Annotated in this window: 19 protein-coding genes; 8 read left to right on the top strand and 11 right to left on the bottom strand. The window is 69.3% G+C overall.

The window, feature by feature from the left end; all coding sequences use genetic code 11:
• On the top strand, positions 1-683 hold a 683-nt coding region (locus VGC56_RS05400), incomplete at its 5' end, for an AMP-binding protein (RefSeq protein ID WP_464123737.1).
• A 155-nt stretch (positions 684-838) separates the two neighbouring features.
• On the opposite strand, the gene VGC56_RS05395 is transcribed toward VGC56_RS05400, so the two are convergent.
• The 4 genes from VGC56_RS05395 to VGC56_RS05380 are packed head-to-tail and all read right to left on the bottom strand — an operon-like array spanning position 839 to position 3,507.
• Positions 839-1,249, bottom strand: coding sequence for a hypothetical protein (locus tag VGC56_RS05395; RefSeq protein ID WP_464123736.1), 411 nt, complete (start codon positions 1,247-1,249; stop codon positions 839-841).
• 47 nt (positions 1,250-1,296) lie between these two features.
• Positions 1,297-2,028 (bottom strand): hydroxyacylglutathione hydrolase, encoded by a 732-nt coding sequence (gene gloB, locus VGC56_RS05390; protein WP_464123735.1) that lies wholly within the window; start codon positions 2,026-2,028, stop codon positions 1,297-1,299.
• A 4-nt stretch (positions 2,029-2,032) separates the two neighbouring features.
• Positions 2,033-3,094, bottom strand: a complete 1,062-nt coding sequence (locus VGC56_RS05385; RefSeq protein WP_464123733.1) for an NAD(P)H-dependent flavin oxidoreductase — start codon at positions 3,092-3,094, stop codon at positions 2,033-2,035.
• Positions 3,091-3,507 (bottom strand): VOC family protein, encoded by a 417-nt coding sequence (locus tag VGC56_RS05380; protein ID WP_464123731.1) that lies wholly within the window; start codon positions 3,505-3,507, stop codon positions 3,091-3,093. Before VGC56_RS05380 ends, VGC56_RS05385 begins: the two co-directional genes overlap by 4 nt.
• Before the next feature lie 81 nt (positions 3,508-3,588).
• Between VGC56_RS05380 and VGC56_RS05375 the strand changes: the two genes are divergently transcribed.
• Positions 3,589-4,617 (top strand): lysozyme inhibitor LprI family protein, encoded by a 1,029-nt coding sequence (locus VGC56_RS05375; protein WP_464123729.1) that lies wholly within the window; start codon positions 3,589-3,591, stop codon positions 4,615-4,617.
• A 1-nt stretch (position 4,618) separates the two neighbouring features.
• Here VGC56_RS05375 and VGC56_RS05370 read toward each other — a convergent pair whose 3' ends face one another.
• Together VGC56_RS05370 and VGC56_RS05365 are read right to left on the bottom strand one after the other, a co-directional pair.
• Positions 4,619-5,377, bottom strand: coding sequence for a hypothetical protein (locus tag VGC56_RS05370; RefSeq protein ID WP_464123727.1), 759 nt, complete (start codon positions 5,375-5,377; stop codon positions 4,619-4,621).
• Positions 5,374-6,129: an alpha/beta fold hydrolase gene (locus tag VGC56_RS05365; protein WP_464123725.1), complete on the bottom strand. Its 756-nt coding sequence runs from the start codon at positions 6,127-6,129 to the stop codon at positions 5,374-5,376. The genes VGC56_RS05370 and VGC56_RS05365 overlap by 4 nt, the downstream gene beginning before the upstream one ends.
• 396 nt (positions 6,130-6,525) lie before the next feature.
• Between VGC56_RS05365 and VGC56_RS05360 the strand changes: the two genes are divergently transcribed.
• On the top strand, positions 6,526-6,870 hold the full coding sequence (locus VGC56_RS05360) for a response regulator (RefSeq protein ID WP_464123723.1): 345 nt from the start codon (positions 6,526-6,528) through the stop codon (positions 6,868-6,870).
• Here the strand turns inward: VGC56_RS05360 and VGC56_RS05355 are convergent.
• From VGC56_RS05355 to VGC56_RS05345, 3 genes are read right to left on the bottom strand one after another with little or no spacing between them, the layout of a single operon-like run.
• Entirely contained in the window at positions 6,867-7,805 is a 939-nt protein-coding gene (locus VGC56_RS05355; RefSeq protein WP_464123721.1) for an alpha/beta fold hydrolase, read from the bottom strand. The genes VGC56_RS05360 and VGC56_RS05355 overlap by 4 nt on opposite strands.
• On the bottom strand, positions 7,802-8,011 hold the full coding sequence (locus VGC56_RS05350; protein WP_464123719.1) for a helix-turn-helix transcriptional regulator: 210 nt from the start codon (positions 8,009-8,011) through the stop codon (positions 7,802-7,804). Before VGC56_RS05350 ends, VGC56_RS05355 begins: the two co-directional genes overlap by 4 nt.
• Entirely contained in the window at positions 8,008-8,406 is a 399-nt protein-coding gene (locus tag VGC56_RS05345) for a hypothetical protein (protein ID WP_464123717.1), read from the bottom strand. Before VGC56_RS05345 ends, VGC56_RS05350 begins: the two co-directional genes overlap by 4 nt.
• A 131-nt stretch (positions 8,407-8,537) precedes the next feature.
• On the opposite strand from VGC56_RS05345, the gene thrS reads away from it, so the two are divergent.
• The 5 genes from thrS to VGC56_RS05320 all read left to right on the top strand — a co-directional run bounded on the left by thrS (position 8,538) and on the right by VGC56_RS05320 (position 14,974).
• A complete protein-coding gene (gene thrS / locus VGC56_RS05340) occupies positions 8,538-10,544 on the top strand; it encodes a threonine--tRNA ligase (protein WP_464123715.1) in 2,007 nt (668 codons plus the stop codon).
• A 10-nt stretch (positions 10,545-10,554) separates the two neighbouring features.
• Complete coding sequence (locus VGC56_RS05335) at positions 10,555-10,806, top strand: hypothetical protein (RefSeq protein WP_464123713.1); 252 nt, start codon at positions 10,555-10,557, stop codon at positions 10,804-10,806.
• Positions 10,803-11,234: a TA system VapC family ribonuclease toxin gene (locus tag VGC56_RS05330; RefSeq protein WP_464123711.1), complete on the top strand. Its 432-nt coding sequence runs from the start codon at positions 10,803-10,805 to the stop codon at positions 11,232-11,234. Before VGC56_RS05335 ends, VGC56_RS05330 begins: the two co-directional genes overlap by 4 nt.
• Positions 11,235-11,373: 139 nt before the next feature.
• Positions 11,374-11,904, top strand: coding sequence for a translation initiation factor IF-3 (gene infC / locus VGC56_RS05325; RefSeq protein WP_464123709.1), 531 nt, complete (start codon positions 11,374-11,376; stop codon positions 11,902-11,904).
• 220 nt (positions 11,905-12,124) lie between these two features.
• On the top strand, positions 12,125-14,974 hold the full coding sequence (locus VGC56_RS05320) for a TonB-dependent receptor (protein ID WP_464123707.1): 2,850 nt from the start codon (positions 12,125-12,127) through the stop codon (positions 14,972-14,974).
• A 286-nt stretch (positions 14,975-15,260) separates the two neighbouring features.
• Here VGC56_RS05320 and VGC56_RS05315 read toward each other — a convergent pair whose 3' ends face one another.
• Together VGC56_RS05315 and VGC56_RS05310 are read right to left on the bottom strand one after the other, a co-directional pair.
• Positions 15,261-17,978, bottom strand: coding sequence for a [protein-PII] uridylyltransferase (locus VGC56_RS05315; protein ID WP_464123705.1), 2,718 nt, complete (start codon positions 17,976-17,978; stop codon positions 15,261-15,263).
• The coding region (locus VGC56_RS05310; RefSeq protein WP_464123703.1) for a MutS-related protein at positions 17,978-18,609 on the bottom strand (632 nt) is incomplete at its 5' end. The genes VGC56_RS05310 and VGC56_RS05315, both read right to left, overlap by 1 nt.

Here is an 18,609-nt window from a genome sequence, read left to right as displayed (position 1 = left end):
TGCAGGGCTACGGCCAGACCGAATCGGGGCCGGTGCTGAGCTACAATCGGCCGAGCGTCGGCCTGAAGATGGACACGGTCGGTCCGCCGCTGAAGAATACCGAGATCAGGATCGCCGAGGATGGCGAGATCCTGGTCCGCGGCGAGCTGGTCATGAAGGGCTATTGGCGCAACCCCAGCCTCACCGAGCGGGCGGTGGTCGGCGGCTGGCTCCATACCGGCGACGTCGGCCATTTCGACGACAAGGGCCGGATCAAGATTACCGACCGCAAGAAGGACCTCATCATCCTCGACAAGGGCGACAATGTCGCGCCGCAACGGGTCGAGGGGATGCTGACGCTGCAGAACGAGATCGCCCAGGCGATGGTGTCGGGCGACCGGCGGCCCTATCTGGTCGGGCTGCTCGTGCCCGAGGCGGACTGGATGGCGGAGTGGGCAAAGGCGAACGGGCGGCAGGGCGATTATGCGGCGCTGCGGGAGGATCCGGACTTCCACCGCGCCGTCGCGGCGGCGGTCGACCGCGTCAATGCCGAGCTGTCGGTGATCGAGAAGGTCCGCCGCTTCATCCTCGCCGACGCGCCCTTCACGGTCGAGAACGAGCAGCTGACCCCATCGGTGAAGATCCGCCGCCATGTGCTGCGCGATGCCTATGGCGAGCGGCTGGACGCATTGTACAAGAAGTGACGACGCCCGTCGTCCTCCCTGTCTGCGTAGCGGATGGGGAGGGGGACCATGCGAAGCATGGTGGAGGAGCCTTTCAGAGTCAGTAAGGCCCCTCCACCGCACTTCGTGCGGTCCCCCTCCCCATGAGGCTGCGCCTCACAGGGAGGATTGGGAGTCTACCGCGCCACCCGCCGATACGGCTCGAAATCGCCGAGGCCGCAGCCGCCGAAATTGGTGTGGCTGACCGGATCGACGACGTCGGCAATGTCGCCGCGGCAGAGCTGGGAGCTGCTGGTGCGGGTGACGAGGGCGCGGCCGAAATCGAGCGAGGGGCAGCCGCCGGGCGGGCGGTTGACGTAGATTTTCTGGATGCTCTGCGAATCGAAGATGATCGCATCCCCGGCCGAGCGGTTGCCGCGCAGGTCGCGCATCTGCACGCACGAGACCGGCGGGCCGTCCGGCTGGTAGTTGGCGAGGGCGCGCGAGACCTGCTCGGCGCTGGTCTGGGCGGCGCGGGTGTCGGCCGGCCCGTTCATGCTGCAGGCGGCGGCGAGGCCGGCGCAGGTCATCACAAGGAGATTTCTCATCCTCACCTCCATCGCCCCCTGAACGCGCGTCGGGGCGAGTCGCCCCGTCAGCCGCGAAAATTATCCTTGGCGGCGCGCAGGGCAGCGAGCGCTTCCACCGATGAAGCGCGCATGAATGGGTTGGTGGCGCGCTCGGCGGCGATGGTGGTGGGGACCGTCGCCTCGCCGGATGCGCGCAGGCTTTCCACTTCCCGCAGGCGCTCGGCGATGTCGCCATTGCCGGGCTCGGCGGTGACGGCGAAGCGGCCGTTGGAGAGGGTGTATTCGTGGGCGCAATAGACGCGCGTCTCCGCCGGCAGCGCGGCAAGGCGGGTCATGTTGGCGTGCATCTGCGCGGCACTGCCTTCGAACAGCCGCCCGCAGCCCATGGCGAAGAGAGTGTCGCCGATGAACAGCATTTCTTCCTCGGCGAAATGGTAGGCGATGTGGCCGGCGGTGTGGGCGGGGACTTCGAGCACTTGGGCCTCCGCTTCGCCGAGCCGCACGCGGTCTCCTTCGCGGACGGTGCGGTCGAGGGTGGGGATGCGCTCGGCCTCGGCTGCGGGGCCGGTGACGATGGCGCCGGTGGCCGCCTTGATCGCCGCGTTGCCGCCGGTGTGATCGGGGTGCCAGTGGGTGTTCCAGATCTGCCCGATCCGCCACCTGCGGCGGTCGGCCTCGGCGAGCACCGGCTCGGCGACTGCGGGATCGACGACCATGGTCTCGCCGGAGACCGGCTCGTGGACCAGCCAGACGTAATTGTCGCTGAGCACCGGGATGCGGACGATCTCCATGGGCATTTTCCTAAGCCAGCCGCGCCATCGCCGCCAGCGCCTCGGCGGCGAGGGTGCGGGTGAGGTCCTCCGCGGGAAGGGCGCGGACCAGCGGCCCCGCCTGTCCCGCCCACAACGGGCCGAAGCCATATTCGCCGCGCGCTTCGGCCGCCTTGCGGATCGGCGCCAGCGCGGCGGCGGCGAGCGGGTAGGGCGGCGCTTCGTCGCGTACCGGCCCGAGCTCCCGGACCAGCCGCCCCGCGACCCCGCGGGCGAGGCCGCCGGTGAGGAGGTTGGTGAAGAGCGTCGGCTCGGTCGCAATCGCGGCGCGGTGGGAGCCCGAGATCGCGCTTTCGGGACAGGCGAGATAGGCCGTGCCGATCTGCACGCCGCTCGCACCGAGCGCGAACGCGGCTGCGATGCCGCGGCCGTCGGCGATGCCGCCCGCGGCGATCACCGGCACCGACACGGCGTCGACAACCTGGGGAAGGAGCGCGAACAGGCCGAGCGCCTCCGCCGGATCGCCGCCCAGGAAGCGGCCGGTGTGGCCGCCCGCTTCGAACCCTTGGGCGATGATTGCGTCGGCGCCGCGTGCTTCGAGCCAGCGCGCTTCCTCGACGGTCGTGGCGTTGCCGAGGACGATTGCGCCCATCCCCTTGACCCGCGCGAGCAGCGGCCCGGCGGGAAGGCCGAAGTGGAAGCTCACCACCTCAGGCCGCACCGCCTCCACCGCCGCGCACATCGCCTCGTCGAACGGCAGCCGCATGGCGCCGACATTGCCGGCCTCGACGCCATACTCCTCATAATAAGGCGCGAGGAGAGCGCGCCAGGCGGTGTCGTCCGCCGCCGCGGGCATCGTATGGCAGAAGAAGTTGAGGTTGATCGGTCCGTCCGCCGCGGCGCGGACCTCGGCCACCTGTGCCTGCACTTCCTCCGGCGAGAGCATGCCGCAGGGGAGGGAGCCCAGCGCACCGCCCTTGATGGCCGCGACGCAGAGGGTGGCCCCGGCGGCGCCGGCCATCGGCGCCTGGACGATCGGGTGCTCGGCGCCGGTCAGCGCCAGGAAACGTTGGTCGGGCCAGCGCCCGCTCACCAATGGCCCGTGTTCGGCATCGACGCCCAGGGCTCTTCCGGCGGCAGCGATCCGTCCGCCTGGAGCAATTCGATCGAGATATTGTCGGGCGTGCGGACGAACGCCATCCGGCCGTCGCGCGGCGGGCGGTTGATGGTTACGCCGCCGTCCATCAGCCGCTGGCAGCTCTCGTAGATATTGTCGACGGCGTAGGCGAGGTGACCGAAATTGCGGCCCTCGCCATAACCTTGCTCGTCCCAATTATGGGTGAGCTCGACCTGCGCGTCCTCGTCGCCCGGCGCCGCCAGGAAGATGAGCGTGAAGCGACCGGCCTCGTTGTCGATGCGGCGGATTTCCTTCAGGCCGAGGAGGGTGAAGAAGCGGATCGTCGCCTCCGGATCGGAGACTCGGATCATGGTGTGGACGTATTTCATGAGAGGCCCAATAAGCCTGGCGCCGGCGCGGTTCCAGCAGGTGCGTTGAACCGGGCCGGCGGGGGCATTAGCGTCGCCGCCATGAAAGCCGCCGCACTCGCGTTCGCCCTCTCCGCCTCGCTCGCCGCGGGTCCCGCCCAGCGCTACGATTGGGGCGATGCCAAGGACGAGTATGGCGCTGACTATGCCGCGTCGAAAGCCTTGTGCCGGCAGGTGCGCGAGCGGGAGCCGCCGGCGGCGGACCGGCCGAATGCGGCGCAAGCGCAGGCGCTCAAGGGGTGCGATTCGGAAAAGCTCTATTACGGCATCGGCGTGAAGGCCGATCCGGTGAAGGCGCGGCAATGCGCGTTCCTCGAAGCCGAGGCGGGCGACGTCAGCGTGTTCGGCGGGCGGACGATGCTGATGATGGTCTATGCCAACGGCCGCGGCGCGGCGCGCAACACGGACGTCGCCATCCACCTCGCCTGCGGGATCGAGGGGGCGCCGGCCGAATCGCACGGGCGGGTGACGCATCTCGCCGCGCGGCGGGGGAAGGCGGGCGCGGCCGATTTCGACTATTGCGACGACATCACCAGTGGCCTCGCCGGCGGCTATTGCGCCGCGCACGAGGAGAACGTCGCCGGGGCGAAGCGCGAGGCGGCCTATGTGCTGCTCGTCGCCGGCTGGACCCCGGGGCAGAAGCAGGCGCTGGCGCGGCTGCGCGCGGCCCACGAGGCGTTCGCCGAGGCGAGCGGCGAGGGCGAGGTCGACCATGGCGGGACGCTGCGGGCGGCGATGGAGATCGGCGCGGAGCAGGTCTTGCGCGACGAGCTGCTCGCTATGCTCCGGCAGCTCGAGGCGCGGCGTGCTCCCAACTATGGCCATGCCCGGTACGTGGCGGCGGATGCGGCGCTCAACGCCGCCTACCGCAAGCAACTCAAAAGTGTCGAGGCCGATGCCGGGGCGGGGGCGATGACGCGGCAGGGGATACAAAGCGCGCAGCGCGCCTGGCTCGCCTATCGGGATGCGTTCCTGGCCTTTGCGGCGGTGCGTTACCCGGCGGTGCCGCGCGAAAGCCTGGCGACGTGGCTGACGCTGAAGCGCATCGCGATGTGGAAGACCGAGGGCTGACTCAGCGAGGCGCAGCGGCGGCGGGAGTCGGCGGCTCGGCGTTGGCGGCGAGCGCGGCGGCGGCGGCGCGGCCGCGCTCGCTGGTAGGCGCGGCCTTGGCGGCGCGGGCGAAGTAGGTTCGCGCACCTTCCGTGTCGCCGCCGGCACCGGCGACGTTGCCGGCTTCGAGGAGCAGTTGTGCGTCTTCCGGAGCGAGGCTGAGCGCCTTGGCGATGTCGGCCTTGGCGCGGGGCAGATCGTTCTGGCGGCGGGCCAGCGCAGCGGAGAGATACCAGGCGAACGGGTCGGCGGCGACGAGGGTCAGCGCCGTGTCGATGTCGGAGCGCGCCGCCGCCGCATCGCCCGCGGCCACGGCAGCGCGGGCGCGGTCGAGATGGGCTTCGCCGCGCAGCTTCGGCGCGAGGGTGGTCGAGGCGAGGGCGGTGTCGAAATCCTTTTTCGCCTTGGCGGGGTCGCCGCCGGCGAGCCAGGCATTGCCGGCCTGGACCCAGTAATCGGCGGCGCGCAAGTCCTGAACCCGCGTCGCTTCGAGCGCCGTTGCCTCGAACGCGACGCCGGCTTCGGACCAGCGCTCGAGCGCCGACAAGGCAAGGGCGCCGCACTGCATCGCGTCGATGCCGCCGCCCTTGGCGCGCCAGCCGTCGGCGATTGCGACGGCGCGGTCGGGCGCGGCGCGGACGAGGTCGATGCAGGTCTTGGTGGTCGGCAGCGCGGCCGGCGCGGGCGCGGCGGCAAGCAGGGCGAGGAGGAAGGGGGTCACAGGGTCTCCAGCAAGGGTCCGGCCAGCAGGGCTTCGGCGGTGCGCAGCAGCAGGGCGATGTCTCCCGCGCGCGACAGCCGGTGGTCGCCACCCTTGACGAGCAGCGTCTGCACGTCCGCTGAACGGAGCCGCGCGGCGATGTCGAGCGCCAGGCGCCACGGCACCTCTTCATCCTCCAGCCCGTGGAGCAGGCGCACCGGCCCGTCGAAGGCGATTTCGTCGCCGAGCAGCCGCAGCGCCTCTCCGCTTTCCCAGAAGGCGCGGGTGGTGATCGTCGGCGCATCGCCATAGGGGGAGGGCTCCTCGAGCCGGCCCTCGTAGCGGATCCTGCGCTTCTGGGGGTTGGTGAAGCCCCAGCCGGTGAAGTCCGGCGCAGCGGCGACGCCGATCAGCCCCTTCACCCGCTCCGGCCGCGCCAGCGCGGCGAGCAGCATCAGCCACCCGCCCATCGACGAGCCGACGAGCACGACCGGACCCTCCACCACCGCGTCGATCATCGCCAGCGCATCGTCGCGCCAGGTGGCGAGCGTCTCGTCCTCGAACCGCCCCTCGCTGATGCCGCAGCCGCCATAATCGAAGCGCAGCATCGCCCGCGCCTCGGCCTCCGCCCACGCATCGAGCGCCGTCGCCTTGGAGCCTTCCATGTCGGAGGCGTAGCCCGGCAGGAAGACGAGGGTCGGCCCCCGCCCCGGCCGCAGCCGGTACGCAAGCCTGCGTCCCCCGTGCGCCAACCGTGCCACTGCCGGGTTCATGCCGGACGCCTGCCCTGCGGGTACCGGGTGGCTGCCGTGCCGAAATCGCACCGCCATGGTGCGGCAGGGGCGGGGCCGGCGGAAGTTTCGAAGTTTCTTGGCGCAGAAAAATCTGGTGGATCGATCGGCGCCGTACGATCGATTTTCCCGATCGGTGGGCGCGGCGGCCATGAACCATTCGCGAACATGGCTCCGGCATATCATAGGAGATTGCGTGTAGGAAAATCGTCAGCTTCCACCGCCGAAGCGGGGAGGCATCCTCTCGCACCACACAGGTGAAACAACCTCGGACAGCAGCGCAAAATTAATATAGATCAATGTGATCGCCGGCCGCGACTCGGGTGCCGGGGGCTGAGAGACACCGTGCTCCCCCGATCTCGCAAAAAAGAGCCGCGAATGCATGCGCTGATCATCGAAGCCGACGCCATCGTCGCCCTCGCCATCGAGGATTCGCTGCGGGAGTTCGGCTTCGACTCGTTCGCGTTCGCGACCACGGCGGGCGAGGCCGTCGCGTCCGCCGAGGGGCTCTGCCCGGACCTGATCACCGCCGACATGCACCTCAGCGCCGGCTGCGGGATCGAGGCGGTGCAGAGCATCTGTTCGCACAAGACCATCCCCGTCGTGTTCGTCTCCGAAGCGGCGCGCGAAATCCAGAGGCGGGTCCCGGCGGCGATCGCGGTGCGCAAGCCGTTCCCCTCCAGCATGCTTGCCCAAGCGGTGGCCGCCGCGCGCGCCGCTTAGCTTTCCGCCAGGAAGGCCTCCAGGGCCGCGCGGAACGCCTCCGGCTGGTCGAGCATCACGAAATGGCCGGCCTCGGCGACCGGCACGTAGCGGACCTTGCGCGCGCCGGCATATTGGGCGGCGTAGAAAGCGAGGGTGCGGTCCTTGCCGAAGCCCGCCGCGGTCCAGGGCACGATGACGGTGATGGGAGCGGCGATGGCGGGGAGCGCGGGGCGCATGTCGGTGGTCATGTCCTCGTAGATCGCCTGGCCGGCGACGCGGGCGTCGGCGCTCGCCGCCCAGGCGCGCATGCGGGTGCGGGCCGCCGGGGCGAGGGCGAGCGCATCGACGCCCGCCGCCACCTCCTCGGCGCTCAGCGTCCGGCCGTAGCGGGCGGCGGTGGCGGTGCGCATCTTCGCGGCGACATCCGCGATCTGCGCGTCGGTCGGCATTGGTCCGCCCCGCGCGAGCAGGACGGCGAAATCGGGCAGGGCGTCGACGATCAGCAGCCGGTCGACCTGGGCCGGGTGCGCCTTCGCGAATTTGAGCGCGAGCAGCCCGCCCATCGAATGGCCGACGAAGCGCACCGGCGCCGCGCGGTCCGCGGCGAGGGCGGCGGAGAGATCGGCGACCACGCCGTCGAGCAGGCCGGGCGCGAGGTTGGCGCCGGGCGCGTCGCCGCCGAAGCCGTTGACCTGGACCAGGTAGACCCGGTGGTTGCGGGCGAGCTCGGCGGCGACTCCGTCCCAGACGGCGCGCGGGCTGGCCAGTCCCGGGACCAGCACGATCGGGGTGCCGGCACCGAGGGTGACGATCGAGATGTGGTCGAGGCGACGCTCGGCGGGCGCGGTGGCGGCGGCAGCCGGAGCGGCGGCGGCGGGCGTCGGGGGCGAATCGAGCAGGACGAGGCCTGCCATCCCGATGAGGGCGAGGCGGACGGGGAGGGTGCGGATCATGGCTGGCTTTCCTTGGACGGGCTGGTGAAAATCTCTTCGATGGCGAGGCCGAACAGTTCGGCGATGCGAAAGGCGAGCGGGAGCGACGGGTCGTACTTGCCGGTCTCGATGGCATTGACGCTCTGGCGCGAGACCTGGAGCCGGTCGGCGAGGTCTCCCTGACTCCAGTCGCGCTCGGCGCGGAGCACCTTGAGGCGGTTCTTCATCGGCCGAGCCTCTGCACGCAGCCGCCGACGCCGAGGCCGGCGAACCACAGGATCGCGACCCAGTAGAAATCGATCCGCGGCACGAGGTCGAAGCTCTGGAGGAAACCGACGCAGGTGGTGATTGCGAGGGTGAGGCCGGTCGCGATCAGCGCCTTGCGGATTTCGACCATGCGCAGATATTCGTCGCCCTCCTCGCCGAGATAGCGGGCCATCGCGGCGAAGATGCCGACGATCGGCAGCGCCGGCAGCAGCGCCAGCACCCACCGCGCCGGCCCGCCCGGCGCATGCCCGAACCGGAACAGCCACACCGCCCCGAACAGGAGCAAGGCGTAAGCGAGGCTCAGCAGGAGCACCCTCTTATTGTAGCGCCGCTGCGCCGGGCTGAACTTCGGCATGACAAGCACCCTTTCTCTTAAGACAAGGTAGCTTTACACCAGCAAACGAACGCGTGTCAAGCGTCCCTTACACCGTCGGCGCGACGCGGGGTCTGGAGGAACCGGCCTCGGCTCGCTACATGCGCCTCACCATGACAAAGCCTTTCCAGATCCGCCTTCCCGATGGTTCCGTGCGCGAGGTTGCGCCGGGGACTACGCCCGCGGATGTCGCCGCGGCGATCGGGCCGGGGCTCGCGAAGGCGGCGCTGGCGGCGCGGGTCGACGGCGAGGTGCGCGACATCACGCGGCCCTTCGAGGGCGACGCGGAGCTGGCGCTGATCACGTCGCGCGACGAAAAGGACGCGCTCGAGCTGGTGCGCCACGATTATGCCCACGTCCTCGCCGAGGCGGTGCAGAATCTGTTTCCGGGTACGCAGATCACCTTCGGCCCGGCGACCGAGGACGGCTTCTATTACGATTTCGCGCCGACCCCCGAGCATGGCCCCTTCACCGAGGAGGAGCTGCCCCTCATCGAGGACGAGATGCGCCGGGTGATCGCCCGCGACGAGGCCCTGGTGCGCGAAGTGTGGACGCGCGACCAGGTCCGTGCCTTTTTCGAAGAGCAGGGCGAGGCGTTCAAGGCCGAGTGGGTGATGGAGCTCCCCGCCGACGAGACGATCACCATGTACCGCTCGGGCGGCTGGGTCGACCTGTGCCGGGGGCCGCACCTGGCTTCTACCGGCAAGCTCGATCCGCAGGCGTTCAAGCTGACGCGGGTGTCGGGCGCCTATTGGCGCGGCGACCAGAAGAACGCGATGCTGAGCCGCATCTACGGCACCGGCTGGCTCAACAGGAAGCAGCTCCAGGAGCATCTGACCCGGGTCGAGGAAGCCGCGAAGCGCGACCACAGGAAGATCGGCCAGGAGATGGACCTGTTCCACCTCCAGCCCGAGGCGCAGGGCTCGGTCTTCTGGCATGCCAAGGGCTTCCTGATCTGGCGCCAGCTCGAATCCTATATGCGCCGCAAGCTCGACGCCGCCGGCTATGACGAGGTGAAGAGCCCGCAGCTGATGGACGCGCGGCTGTGGGAGGCGTCCGGCCATTGGGGCAAATATCGCGAGAACATGTTCGTCGTCCCCGACGAGGTACCCGGCACCGAGGAGGGCGCGCCGGTGCTGACCGGCAAGGGCGACCTGATGGCGCTGAAGCCGATGAACTGCCCGGCCCACGTCCAGATCTTCCGCCAGGGCATCAAATCCTACCGTGACCTGCCCCTGCGGATGGCCGAGTTCGGCTGCTGCCACAGGAACGAGCCGCACGGCGCGCTGCACGGCATCATGCGGGTGCGCCAGTTCACGCAGGACGACGCCCACATCTTCTGCCGCGCCGACCAGGTGGTGGAGGAGGTGCGGATGTTCTGCGACCTTCTGGACGGGATTTACCGCGACCTCGGCTTTGCGACCTACGAGATCAAGCTGGCGCTGCGCCCCGACCAGAGGTTCGGCTCCAACGAGGATTGGGACCGCGCCGAGCAGGAGCTGCGCGACGCGGTGGCGCTCGCCGGGCGGGCGACGGCGGACTTCGGGTGGGAGGAGCTGCCGGGCGAGGGCGCCTTCTACGCGCCCAAGCTCGAATTCCATTTGAAGGACGCGATCGGTCGGACGTGGCAGGTGGGGACCATCCAGGCCGACACCGTGCTGCCGGACCGGCTCGATGCCACCTATGTCGGCGAGGACGGCCAGAAGCACCGGCCGGTGATGCTCCACCGCGCCATCCTCGGCACGTTCGAGCGGTTCATCGGTATCTTGATCGAGCACCATGCCGGGCGTTTCCCGCTGTGGCTCGCGCCGGTGCAGGCGGTGGTGGCGACGATCGTCTCCGACGCGGACGATTACGCCAGGGAGGTGGCGGCGAAGTTGCAGGCGGCGGGCATCCGCGCCGAGGCGGACCTTCGCAACGAGAAGATCAACTACAAGGTGCGCGAGCACAGCCTCGCCAAGGTCCCCTACCTCCTCGTCGTCGGCAAGCGCGAGGCGGAGGAAGGCACATTGGCGGTTCGCCCGCTGGGCACCGACGCCCGGCAGGAAGTGCTGGCGCTGGACGCTGTGGTGGCGCGGCTGAAGGCGGAGGCGACGCCGCCCGATTCGCGCTGGTCTTGATGCGTGATGCGTGATGCGCTACATCAGCCGCATGGCCACGCGGACGACATTAGCGCTCGATGAGGACGTTCTCTCAGCGGCCAAAGCGATCGCGCAGTTCGAACGGCGCCCTACCGGTGCCGTCCTTTCGGACCTCGCCCGGGCGGGGATCGAAGGCCGCCGGAAGACGCAAGTTTCGCGCGCTGGCTTTCCGGTCCTTCCCTCGCGCGGCGTCATCATCACACCCGAGTTCGTGAACTCTCTGCGTGACGGGGACGAGTGACGTACGTCCTGGACGTCAACGTCCTCATCGCGCTTCTCGACCACGGCCACATTCACCACGAGAGGGCCACCACCTGGTTCATCGAAACCGGGAGGACGAGCTGGGCGACGTGCCCTCTTACTGAGAACGGCGTGCTGCGCATCCTCGGGCATGTCAGCTATCCGGGCGGTCCCGGCAGCGCCGCGGGCGCGGCGGAACTCCTGATGGGCATGCGCGACTCCGGGGGGCACGTTTTCTGGCCGGACGAGATCAGCCTGCTCGACGACGAGGCGGTCCGCCTGGCATCGGTTGGCAGCTCGTCCCACCTCACGGACGTGTACCTGCTCGCGCTGGCCGTCCGCCACGCCGCACAGCTCGCAACCCTCGACCGCAGGATCCCTGTGGTTGCCGTCGCCGGCGGTGCGGAAGCGCTCGCGCTGGTCACGTGAGCGAGGCGCGCGCGGCGCTTGCGCAACAGGGCGCGGGCAAAACACGGGGCGCTTCTCCGCCGTCTTTCATTCCGCGGGCCGAATCACTAGATGGTGCGTTGGAAAGTCACGTTCAGGAGATCGAGCTATACGTCCGCCCATGACCCGGCGCCCCATGGCGCCGCCGCTTAACGGCCCCCGCTTCAACGAGTTCATCAGCGTCCCGCGGGTGCGCGTCATCGACGAGAATGGCGAAAATCTCGGCGTCCTGCTGACGCCCGAGGCGATCGAGCAGGCGGCGCAGGTCGGGCTCGATTTGGTGGAAGTCTCCCCGAACGCCGATCCGCCCGTCTGCAAGTTCCTCGACGTCGGCAAGTTCAAGTACGAGGCGCAGAAAAAGGCCAATTTGGCGCGCAAGTCGCAGAAGACGCAGGAGATCAAAGAGATCAAGATGCGTCCCAACATCGACGACCATGATTACGACACCAAGATGAAGAAGGTGCACGACTTCATCGGCGAGGGCGACAAGGTGAAGATCACCCTGCGCTTCCGCGGCCGCGAGCTGGCCCACGGTCAGCTCGGCATGGTCCTCCTCCAGCGCGTCCAGGAGAATGTCTCCGCCATCGCCAAGGTCGAGCAGCACCCGCGCATGGAAGGTCGCCAGATGCTGATGGTGCTCGCGCCCAAATAAGGCGGTACGCGGCGCCCGGAGCGCCCTTGCGGCGAGAGCCGGGCTTTCCGTAGCGGAAAGCCCGGAAGGCGCCCGCCCCTTCGGTTTCAGTACGAAACTGAATTGTTGCACAAATGCAATGAACCGGCTGCGACGCGCGGGAATCCGCGCAATTCCGCTGGTGGGCTGACATCCTTTTCAGTAGCCTTCCCCCAAAGAAGAACATTTGGGGAGGCCTGGAATGCGGAAATCTGTGTGGCTGATGTCGGCCGGCTTCATGGCGCTGGCCACGCCTGCGTTCGCGCAGGACAATACGCCGCCGGCGCAGCCGGGGCCGACGCAGAACGATCCGGCCACCGCCGCCAACGGCGCCGTCCAGAAGGCCGGGCCGAACAATGGCGCCGCCCAGGGCACCACGCCCGGCGACGACAGCGCCCAGCGCGAGGCGACCAACGCCAACGAGATCATCATCACCGCGACGCGGCGCGCGAGCCCGCTGTCCGACGTGCCGATCGCGGTCAGCGCGGTTACCGCCGAATCCCTCCAGAATACCGGCGCCAACGACATTCGCGCGCTGAACCAGCTCGCCCCGTCGCTGCTCGTCTCGTCGACTGGGTCGGAGGCGAACGGCTCGGCCCGTATCCGCGGCATCGGCACGGTCGGCGACAATCCCGGCCTCGAAAGCTCGGTCGCGGTGTTCATCGACGGCGTCTACCGCTCGCGCACCGGCGTCGGCCTGAACGAACTCGGCGAGATCGAGCGCATCGAAGTCCTGCGCGGCCCGCAGGGCACTTTGTTCGGCCGCAACGCTTCGGCCGGCCTCATCAACATCGTCACCAAGAAGCCGAGCTTTACGCTCGGCGGCGGCGGCGAGCTGACCTACGGCAATTACAATTATGTGCGCGCCGCCGGCGGCATCACCGGCCCGCTGTCGGACACGATCGCGTTCCGGATCGACGGCGTGTACGTGCGCCGCGACGGTTTCTACAAGAATATCACCCAGGGCGGCGGCAGCGAGAGCCGGGTCAACGACCGCAACCGCTATTTCGTCCGCGGCCAGCTGCTGTTCCAGCCGAGCGACGCGTTCAGCTTCCGCCTGATCGGCGACTACACCCACCGCCGCGAAAGCTGCTGCGGCGCGGTCTATGTCGCCACCAAGGAGACGGTGGACCCGACCGCAAACCCGGCCTCGGCCACCGGTGGCACCAACACCGACGGCGCCGTCACCTACAGCGCGTCGAACCGCATCGTCGATGTGCTGCAGAGCCTCGGCGGCCTCGTCACCTATCCGCCGGCCAATCCGTATAACCGCCAGGTGACGATCACGCCGGGACGCACGTTCCGCAACACGACCACCGACGCGGGCGTGTCGGGCGAATTGAACTACAAGCTCGGCGGCGCGACCCTGACCTCGATCACCGCCTACCGCTATTACAAATCGGGCGGCGCCGGCGACGTCGATTATTCGAACGTCGACATCACCTACCGCGCCAACGACGGCAATTCCTATCGGCGCTTCAAGACCTTCACCCAGGAGCTGCGGCTCCAGGGCGAGGCGTTCGCCGGCCATCTGGACTGGCTGATCGGCGGCTATTACGCCAACGAGAAGCTGCAGGTCGTCGACAACATCAAGTTCGGCACCCAGTACGGCGCCTTCGCCGCCTGCCGCATCGTCGCCACGGTCAACCCGGCCGCGGTGCTGCGCAACCCCGCCGCATCGGGCTGCCTGTCGCCGACCGGCCGCGCCGTCCTCACCGGCGCGTTCGGCGCCGCCGCGCCGCTCATCATCCCCGCCATCGACCGGCTTTCGACGATCAACGACGTCGGCTCGGTGCGGGACGTCTACAACCAGAACAGCGACAATTGGGCGGTCTTCACCCACAACATCTTCAACATCACCGACACGCTGAGCCTCACCCTCGGCGCCCGCTACACCCACGAGAAGAAGACGCTGAACGCCTTCTTCAACAACAACAACACGGTCTGCCCGACCCAGCAGGCGGCGCTGGGCCCGCTGCTCGGCAACCCCGCCCTCGCCGCGCTGGCGGGCGGCATCATCACCCTGAGCTGCACCGGCAATTCCAGCGTCCAGCTCAACAACGTGGTGCTGAACGACCATCACAGCGAAGGCGAATGGACCGGCACCGGCGTGCTGTCGTGGAAGCCGACGCCGAGCCTCCTCACCTACGCCAGCTATTCGAAGGGCTATAAGGCGGGCGGCTACAATCTCGACCGCTCGGCTTTGGGCGGCGCCAACGGCGTGTTCAGCCCGCGCAGCTCGGCCGACGCGGCGGGCCTCCGGTTCGAGCCGGAGAAGGTCGACGCCTACGAGCTCGGCTTCAAGTATCACCGCAAGGGTTTCAGCCTCAACGTCGCGGCGTTCATCGAGAAGTTCAAAACCTTCCAGCTGAACACGTTCAACGGCTCGATCTTCATCGTCCAGAACATCGCCTCGTGCAAAGCCAGCCTCAACGGCGCCGACACCGACAACAGCCTCGCCACCGGCTCGTGCACCGCGGGCACCAAGGCGGGCGCCGAATCGCGCGGCATCGAGATCGAGGGCGCGATCTACCCGATGAAGGACCTCGCGATCACCGCGGGCTACACCTATGCGCACACCCGCTATGCGCGGAACCTGGTGGCGAGTTCGGCCGGCGCGCCGCTGACCCCGGCCCTGTTCCTGCTGCCGGGCGGGCAGATCTCGAACGCGCCGGAGAATGTCGTCACCGGCTCGATCGCCTTCACCCCGCCGATCGGCGATTCGGGCCTCAGCGCCTTGTTCTACGTCGACACCCGCGTCACTTCGAAGTTCAACACCGGCTCCGACCTCTTCCCGGAGAAGACGCAGCCGGCCTTCGTCCTCGTCAACGCGCGCTTCGGCATTCGCGGGCCGCAGGAGAAGTGGGCGATCGAGCTGTGGGCGCAGAACCTCCTCAATGAGAAGTACACCCAGGTCGCCTTCAACACGCCGTTCCAGGGCGCGGGCTCGATCGCCCAAACCCAGGCGTTCGGGTCGGTCGGCAACCAGCTCTTCTCGGCCTTCCTCGCCGAGCCGCGCACCTACGGCATCACCGGCCGCATCAAGTTCTGACGCGCGTCGCCTAAGCTGAATTCGGGAGGGGCTCCGCCGAGAGGCGGGGCCCCTTTCGCTTTGGGGAGGCACTTCCCCCCTCCCTCACAGGGAGGGGGTGGGTGCGCGAAGCGCTTCGGCGCCGCCTTTTCGTGGCGCCAACCTCGTCCTCCCTGTGCGCGAAGCGCATGGGGAGGGGGACCATGCGAAGCATGGTGGAGAGGCCTTAGGGACTCCGAGCGGCCCCTCCACCGGACTTCGTCCGGTCCCCCTCCCCATCGGCTGCGCCGACAGGGAGGACTAAAGGTTACGCCGCCGCCGCCCTTGCCTCGCCGCCGCCTGCCGCCTTGAGCAGCCTCGTCTGCAGGCTCTTCAGCCGCGTCGGGCTGTCGATCTTTTCGCCGGTGGCGATGTCGGTGAGGTAGAAGACGTCAACGGCGCGCTCGCCATAGGTGGCGATGTGGGCGGAGTGGATGGCGGCGCGGCCTTCGTAGAGGGCGCGGGCGAGGCCGCTCAGCAGCGCGGCCCGGTCGCGGGCATTGACCTCGACGACCGTGTAGCGGGTCGAGGCGTGGGGATCGATGAAGACGGCGGGATGGATGGTGAAGGCGCTCGCCCGCGGCCTGGGCAGCGCCTTGGCCTCGAGCCGCTCCATCGCCGGCTCCTCACCTTCCAGCGCGCCGAGCACCATTGCCTCGAGCCGCTTCAGCCGATGGTCCTCGCCGAACGGGCCGCCGCTCGAATCCTGGACGAGGAAATTGTCGAGCGCCATCGCGTCCAAAGTGGTGTGGATGCGGGCGTCGATGATGTTGCCGCCCGCCAGACTGATCGCGGCGGCGAGGCGGTAGAAGAGGCCGGGGCGGTCCTTGGCGTAGACGCTGACGAGGGTGGCGCCGCGCTCCTCCTGGACCGCGGTGCGGACCGGCTTGGTGCGCTGCGGCGCGCGGTCGGCGGCGTCCATCAGCCGGGCGTTCGCCTCGGCGACTTCGTCCGGCTCGGCGAGCCAGTAGCTGTCGGGGAGACGCCAGGTCAGGCGAGCGAAGCGGCTCTCCTCCCACCCCAGGCGGGCGGCGAGCGCATCCTGCGCGGCGGCGATGCGGTCGCCGCGGCCGCGCTCCTTGTGGCCGAGGCGGAGCATCTCTTCCGCGGATTCGAACAGGTCGCGAAGCAGCTGGCGCTTCCAGCTGTTCCACACGCCCGGCCCGACCGCGCGGATGTCGACGACGGTCAGCATGAGGAGGAGGCGGAGCCGCTCGAGGCTTTTGACGCGCGCGATGAAGTCCTGGATCGTCTTGGGGTCGGCGAGGTCGCGCTTGAACGCGGTGGCGGACATGAGGAGGTGGTGGCGGACGAGCCAGGCCACCGTCTCGGTCTCCGCCTCGCTGAGGCCGAGCCGCGGGCAGAGGCTGCGGGCGACCTCGGCGCCGAGCTCGCTATGGTCGCCGCCGCGTCCCTTGGCGATGTCGTGGAGCAGCACCGCGACGTAGAGGACGCGGCGCGAGGCGATCGACTTGAACAATGCGTGCGAGAGCGGGTGGTCCTCCTTGAGGTCGCCATTTTCGATGCGGGCGAGGAGGCCGATGGCGCGGATCGAATGCTCGTCAACGGTGAAATGGTGGTACATGTCGAACTGCATCTTGGCGACGACGCGGCCGAAGTCCGGCACGAAGCGGCCGAACACGCCGGCCTCGTTCATCCAGCGCAGCACGGTCTCGGGATTGCGCGGCGAGGTGAGTACGTCGAGGAACAAGGCATTGGCGCGCGGGTCCTCGCGCACCTCGTCGACGAGCTTGGCGTCGCGGTTGGCGGCGCGCATCGCCAGCGGGTGGATTTCGAGGCCGTAGCGGTCGGCGAGCGCGAAGATCGCGATCAGCCGCACCGGATCCTCGCGGAAGAAATCGTCGGAGGGCAGCGCGAGCCGGCCGCGGTCGAGCACGAAGCCTTCGAGCTTGCGCGGCCGGCGGCGCAGCGCCGGGAAGCCGAAGCGCAGGCCCTTGCGCGCGAACTTCTCGTCGAGATGGGCGAGGAACACGCCGGTCAGGTCGCCGACCGTTTTCGCGTGGAGGAAATAGTGGCGCATGAAGCGCTCAACGGGGGCGCTGCCGGCGCGGTCGGCGTAGCGCATCCGCTCGGCGATCTCGCGCTGATAGTCGAAGGTGAGGCGCTCCTCGGCGCGGCCGGCGACGATGTGGAGGTGGCACCTCACCGCCCACAGGAAGCGCTCGGCGCGCTGGAATTGCCGGAGCTCCTGCGGCGAGAGCAGGCCCACCTCGACGAGGTCCGCGACGCCCTTCACGCCATAAGCAAACTTGCCGATCCAGAAGAGGGTGTGGAGGTCGCGAAGGCCGCCCTTGCCCTCCTTGACGTTGGGCTCGACGACGTAGCGGCTGTCGCCCATGCGCAGGTGCCGGGCGTTGCGCTCGTCCAGTTTCTCGGTGACGAAGGCGCGGACGTTGGCGGCGACCACCTCGGCGCGGAAACGGGCTTCGGCCTGCTCGAACAAGGCCTCGTCGCCCCACACGTAGCGGGCCTCGAGGATGGCGGTGCGGACGGTGTGGTCGCCCTTTGCCGCCTCGATCAATTCGTCAACCGAGCGCGTCGAGGGGCCGACCTTCAGACCCAAATCCCACAGCAGATAGAGGAGGCGTTCGATCGCGGCGCCCGCCTTCTTCGTCGGCGCGGCGGGCGTGACGAAGGCGATGTCGACGTCCGAGTGGAGCGCCATCTCGCCGCGCCCGTAGCCGCCCACGGCCATCAGCAGCACTGGCCCCGTGCCCCGGGGGATGGTCCGGTCGAAGGCGAGGCGCAGCACCTGGTCGGTCAGAAAGGCGTAGGCGGCGGCGGTCTCGGAGCCTTGGTAGGGATTGGCCTCGAGCCGCTGCGCGATTTCCGCCCGCCCGGCGGCGAGCGCCTCCTTAAGGATCGAAGCGGTCTGCGCCTCGGGCGCGGCGGCGAGCGCGTCGGCGAGCGCGCGGCGGTCGACGATCGCGCGCCTGTTCGGCACCGAGGCGAAGCGGGTCGGCATCAGCCGGGTTCGGCGGCGAGCTGCTTCAGCCGGTAGACCAGCTCCAGCGCCTCGCGCGGGCTGAGCGCGTCGGCGTCGGCGGCGGCGAGGGCGGTGCGCAGCGGATCCTCCGCAGGCCCCTCCTCCTGCGCCGCGGCGGCGGCGAAGAGCGGCAGGTCGTCAAGCCCGGCGGCGATGCCCCCGGTGGCGGCGCGGCCCTGCTCCAATCTGGCGAGGACGGCGCGGGCGCGGCTCAGCACCGGCCCGGGCAGGCCGGCGAGCTTGGCGACGGCGAGGCCGTAGCTGCGGTCGGCGGGACCCTTCGCCACCTCGTGGAGGAGGACCAGCTCGCCTTTCCACTCGCGGGCGCGGACGTGGTGGAGGGAGAGGGCGTCCAATCGCTCGGCGAGGCGGGTGAGCTCGTGATAGTGGGTCGCGAACAGGCAGCGGCAGCGGTTGCGGTCGTGCACTGCCTCGACCACCGCCCAGGCGATGGCGAGGCCGTCATAGGTCGAGGTGCCGCGGCCGACCTCGTCGAGGATGACGAAGCTTTGCGCGCTGGCCTGGGCGAGGATCGCTGCGGTCTCGACCATCTCGACCATGAACGTCGATCGGCCGCGCGCCAGATTGTCCGAAGCGCCGACCCGGCTGA

Origin of the sequence: Allosphingosinicella sp. (assembly GCF_036403745.1) — a bacterium.
GTDB lineage: Bacteria > Pseudomonadota > Alphaproteobacteria > Sphingomonadales > Sphingomonadaceae > Allosphingosinicella.
This window is presented reverse-complemented; position numbering and strand designations above follow the sequence as displayed.

Excerpts from the sequence above, each read along its gene's own strand:
- VGC56_RS05355 (WP_464123721.1), bottom strand. The coding sequence starts at position 7,805 with ATGATCCGCACCCTCCCCGTCCGCCTCGCCCTCATCGGGATGGCAGGC.
- VGC56_RS05350 (WP_464123719.1), bottom strand. The coding sequence starts at position 8,011 with ATGAAGAACCGCCTCAAGGTGCTCCGCGCCGAGCGCGACTGGAGTCAG.
- VGC56_RS05360 (WP_464123723.1), top strand. The coding sequence starts at position 6,526 with ATGCATGCGCTGATCATCGAAGCCGACGCCATCGTCGCCCTCGCCATC.
- infC (WP_464123709.1), top strand. The coding sequence starts at position 11,374 with ATGACCCGGCGCCCCATGGCGCCGCCGCTTAACGGCCCCCGCTTCAAC.
- gloB (WP_464123735.1), bottom strand. The coding sequence starts at position 2,028 with ATGCCCATGGAGATCGTCCGCATCCCGGTGCTCAGCGACAATTACGTC.
- thrS (WP_464123715.1), top strand. The coding sequence starts at position 8,538 with ATGACAAAGCCTTTCCAGATCCGCCTTCCCGATGGTTCCGTGCGCGAG.
- VGC56_RS05345 (WP_464123717.1), bottom strand. The coding sequence starts at position 8,406 with ATGCCGAAGTTCAGCCCGGCGCAGCGGCGCTACAATAAGAGGGTGCTC.
- VGC56_RS05375 (WP_464123729.1), top strand. The coding sequence starts at position 3,589 with ATGAAAGCCGCCGCACTCGCGTTCGCCCTCTCCGCCTCGCTCGCCGCG.
- VGC56_RS05315 (WP_464123705.1), bottom strand. The coding sequence starts at position 17,978 with ATGCCGACCCGCTTCGCCTCGGTGCCGAACAGGCGCGCGATCGTCGAC.
- VGC56_RS05320 (WP_464123707.1), top strand. The coding sequence starts at position 12,125 with ATGCGGAAATCTGTGTGGCTGATGTCGGCCGGCTTCATGGCGCTGGCC.
- VGC56_RS05395 (WP_464123736.1), bottom strand. The coding sequence starts at position 1,249 with ATGAGAAATCTCCTTGTGATGACCTGCGCCGGCCTCGCCGCCGCCTGC.
- VGC56_RS05380 (WP_464123731.1), bottom strand. The coding sequence starts at position 3,507 with ATGAAATACGTCCACACCATGATCCGAGTCTCCGATCCGGAGGCGACG.
- VGC56_RS05365 (WP_464123725.1), bottom strand. The coding sequence starts at position 6,129 with ATGAACCCGGCAGTGGCACGGTTGGCGCACGGGGGACGCAGGCTTGCG.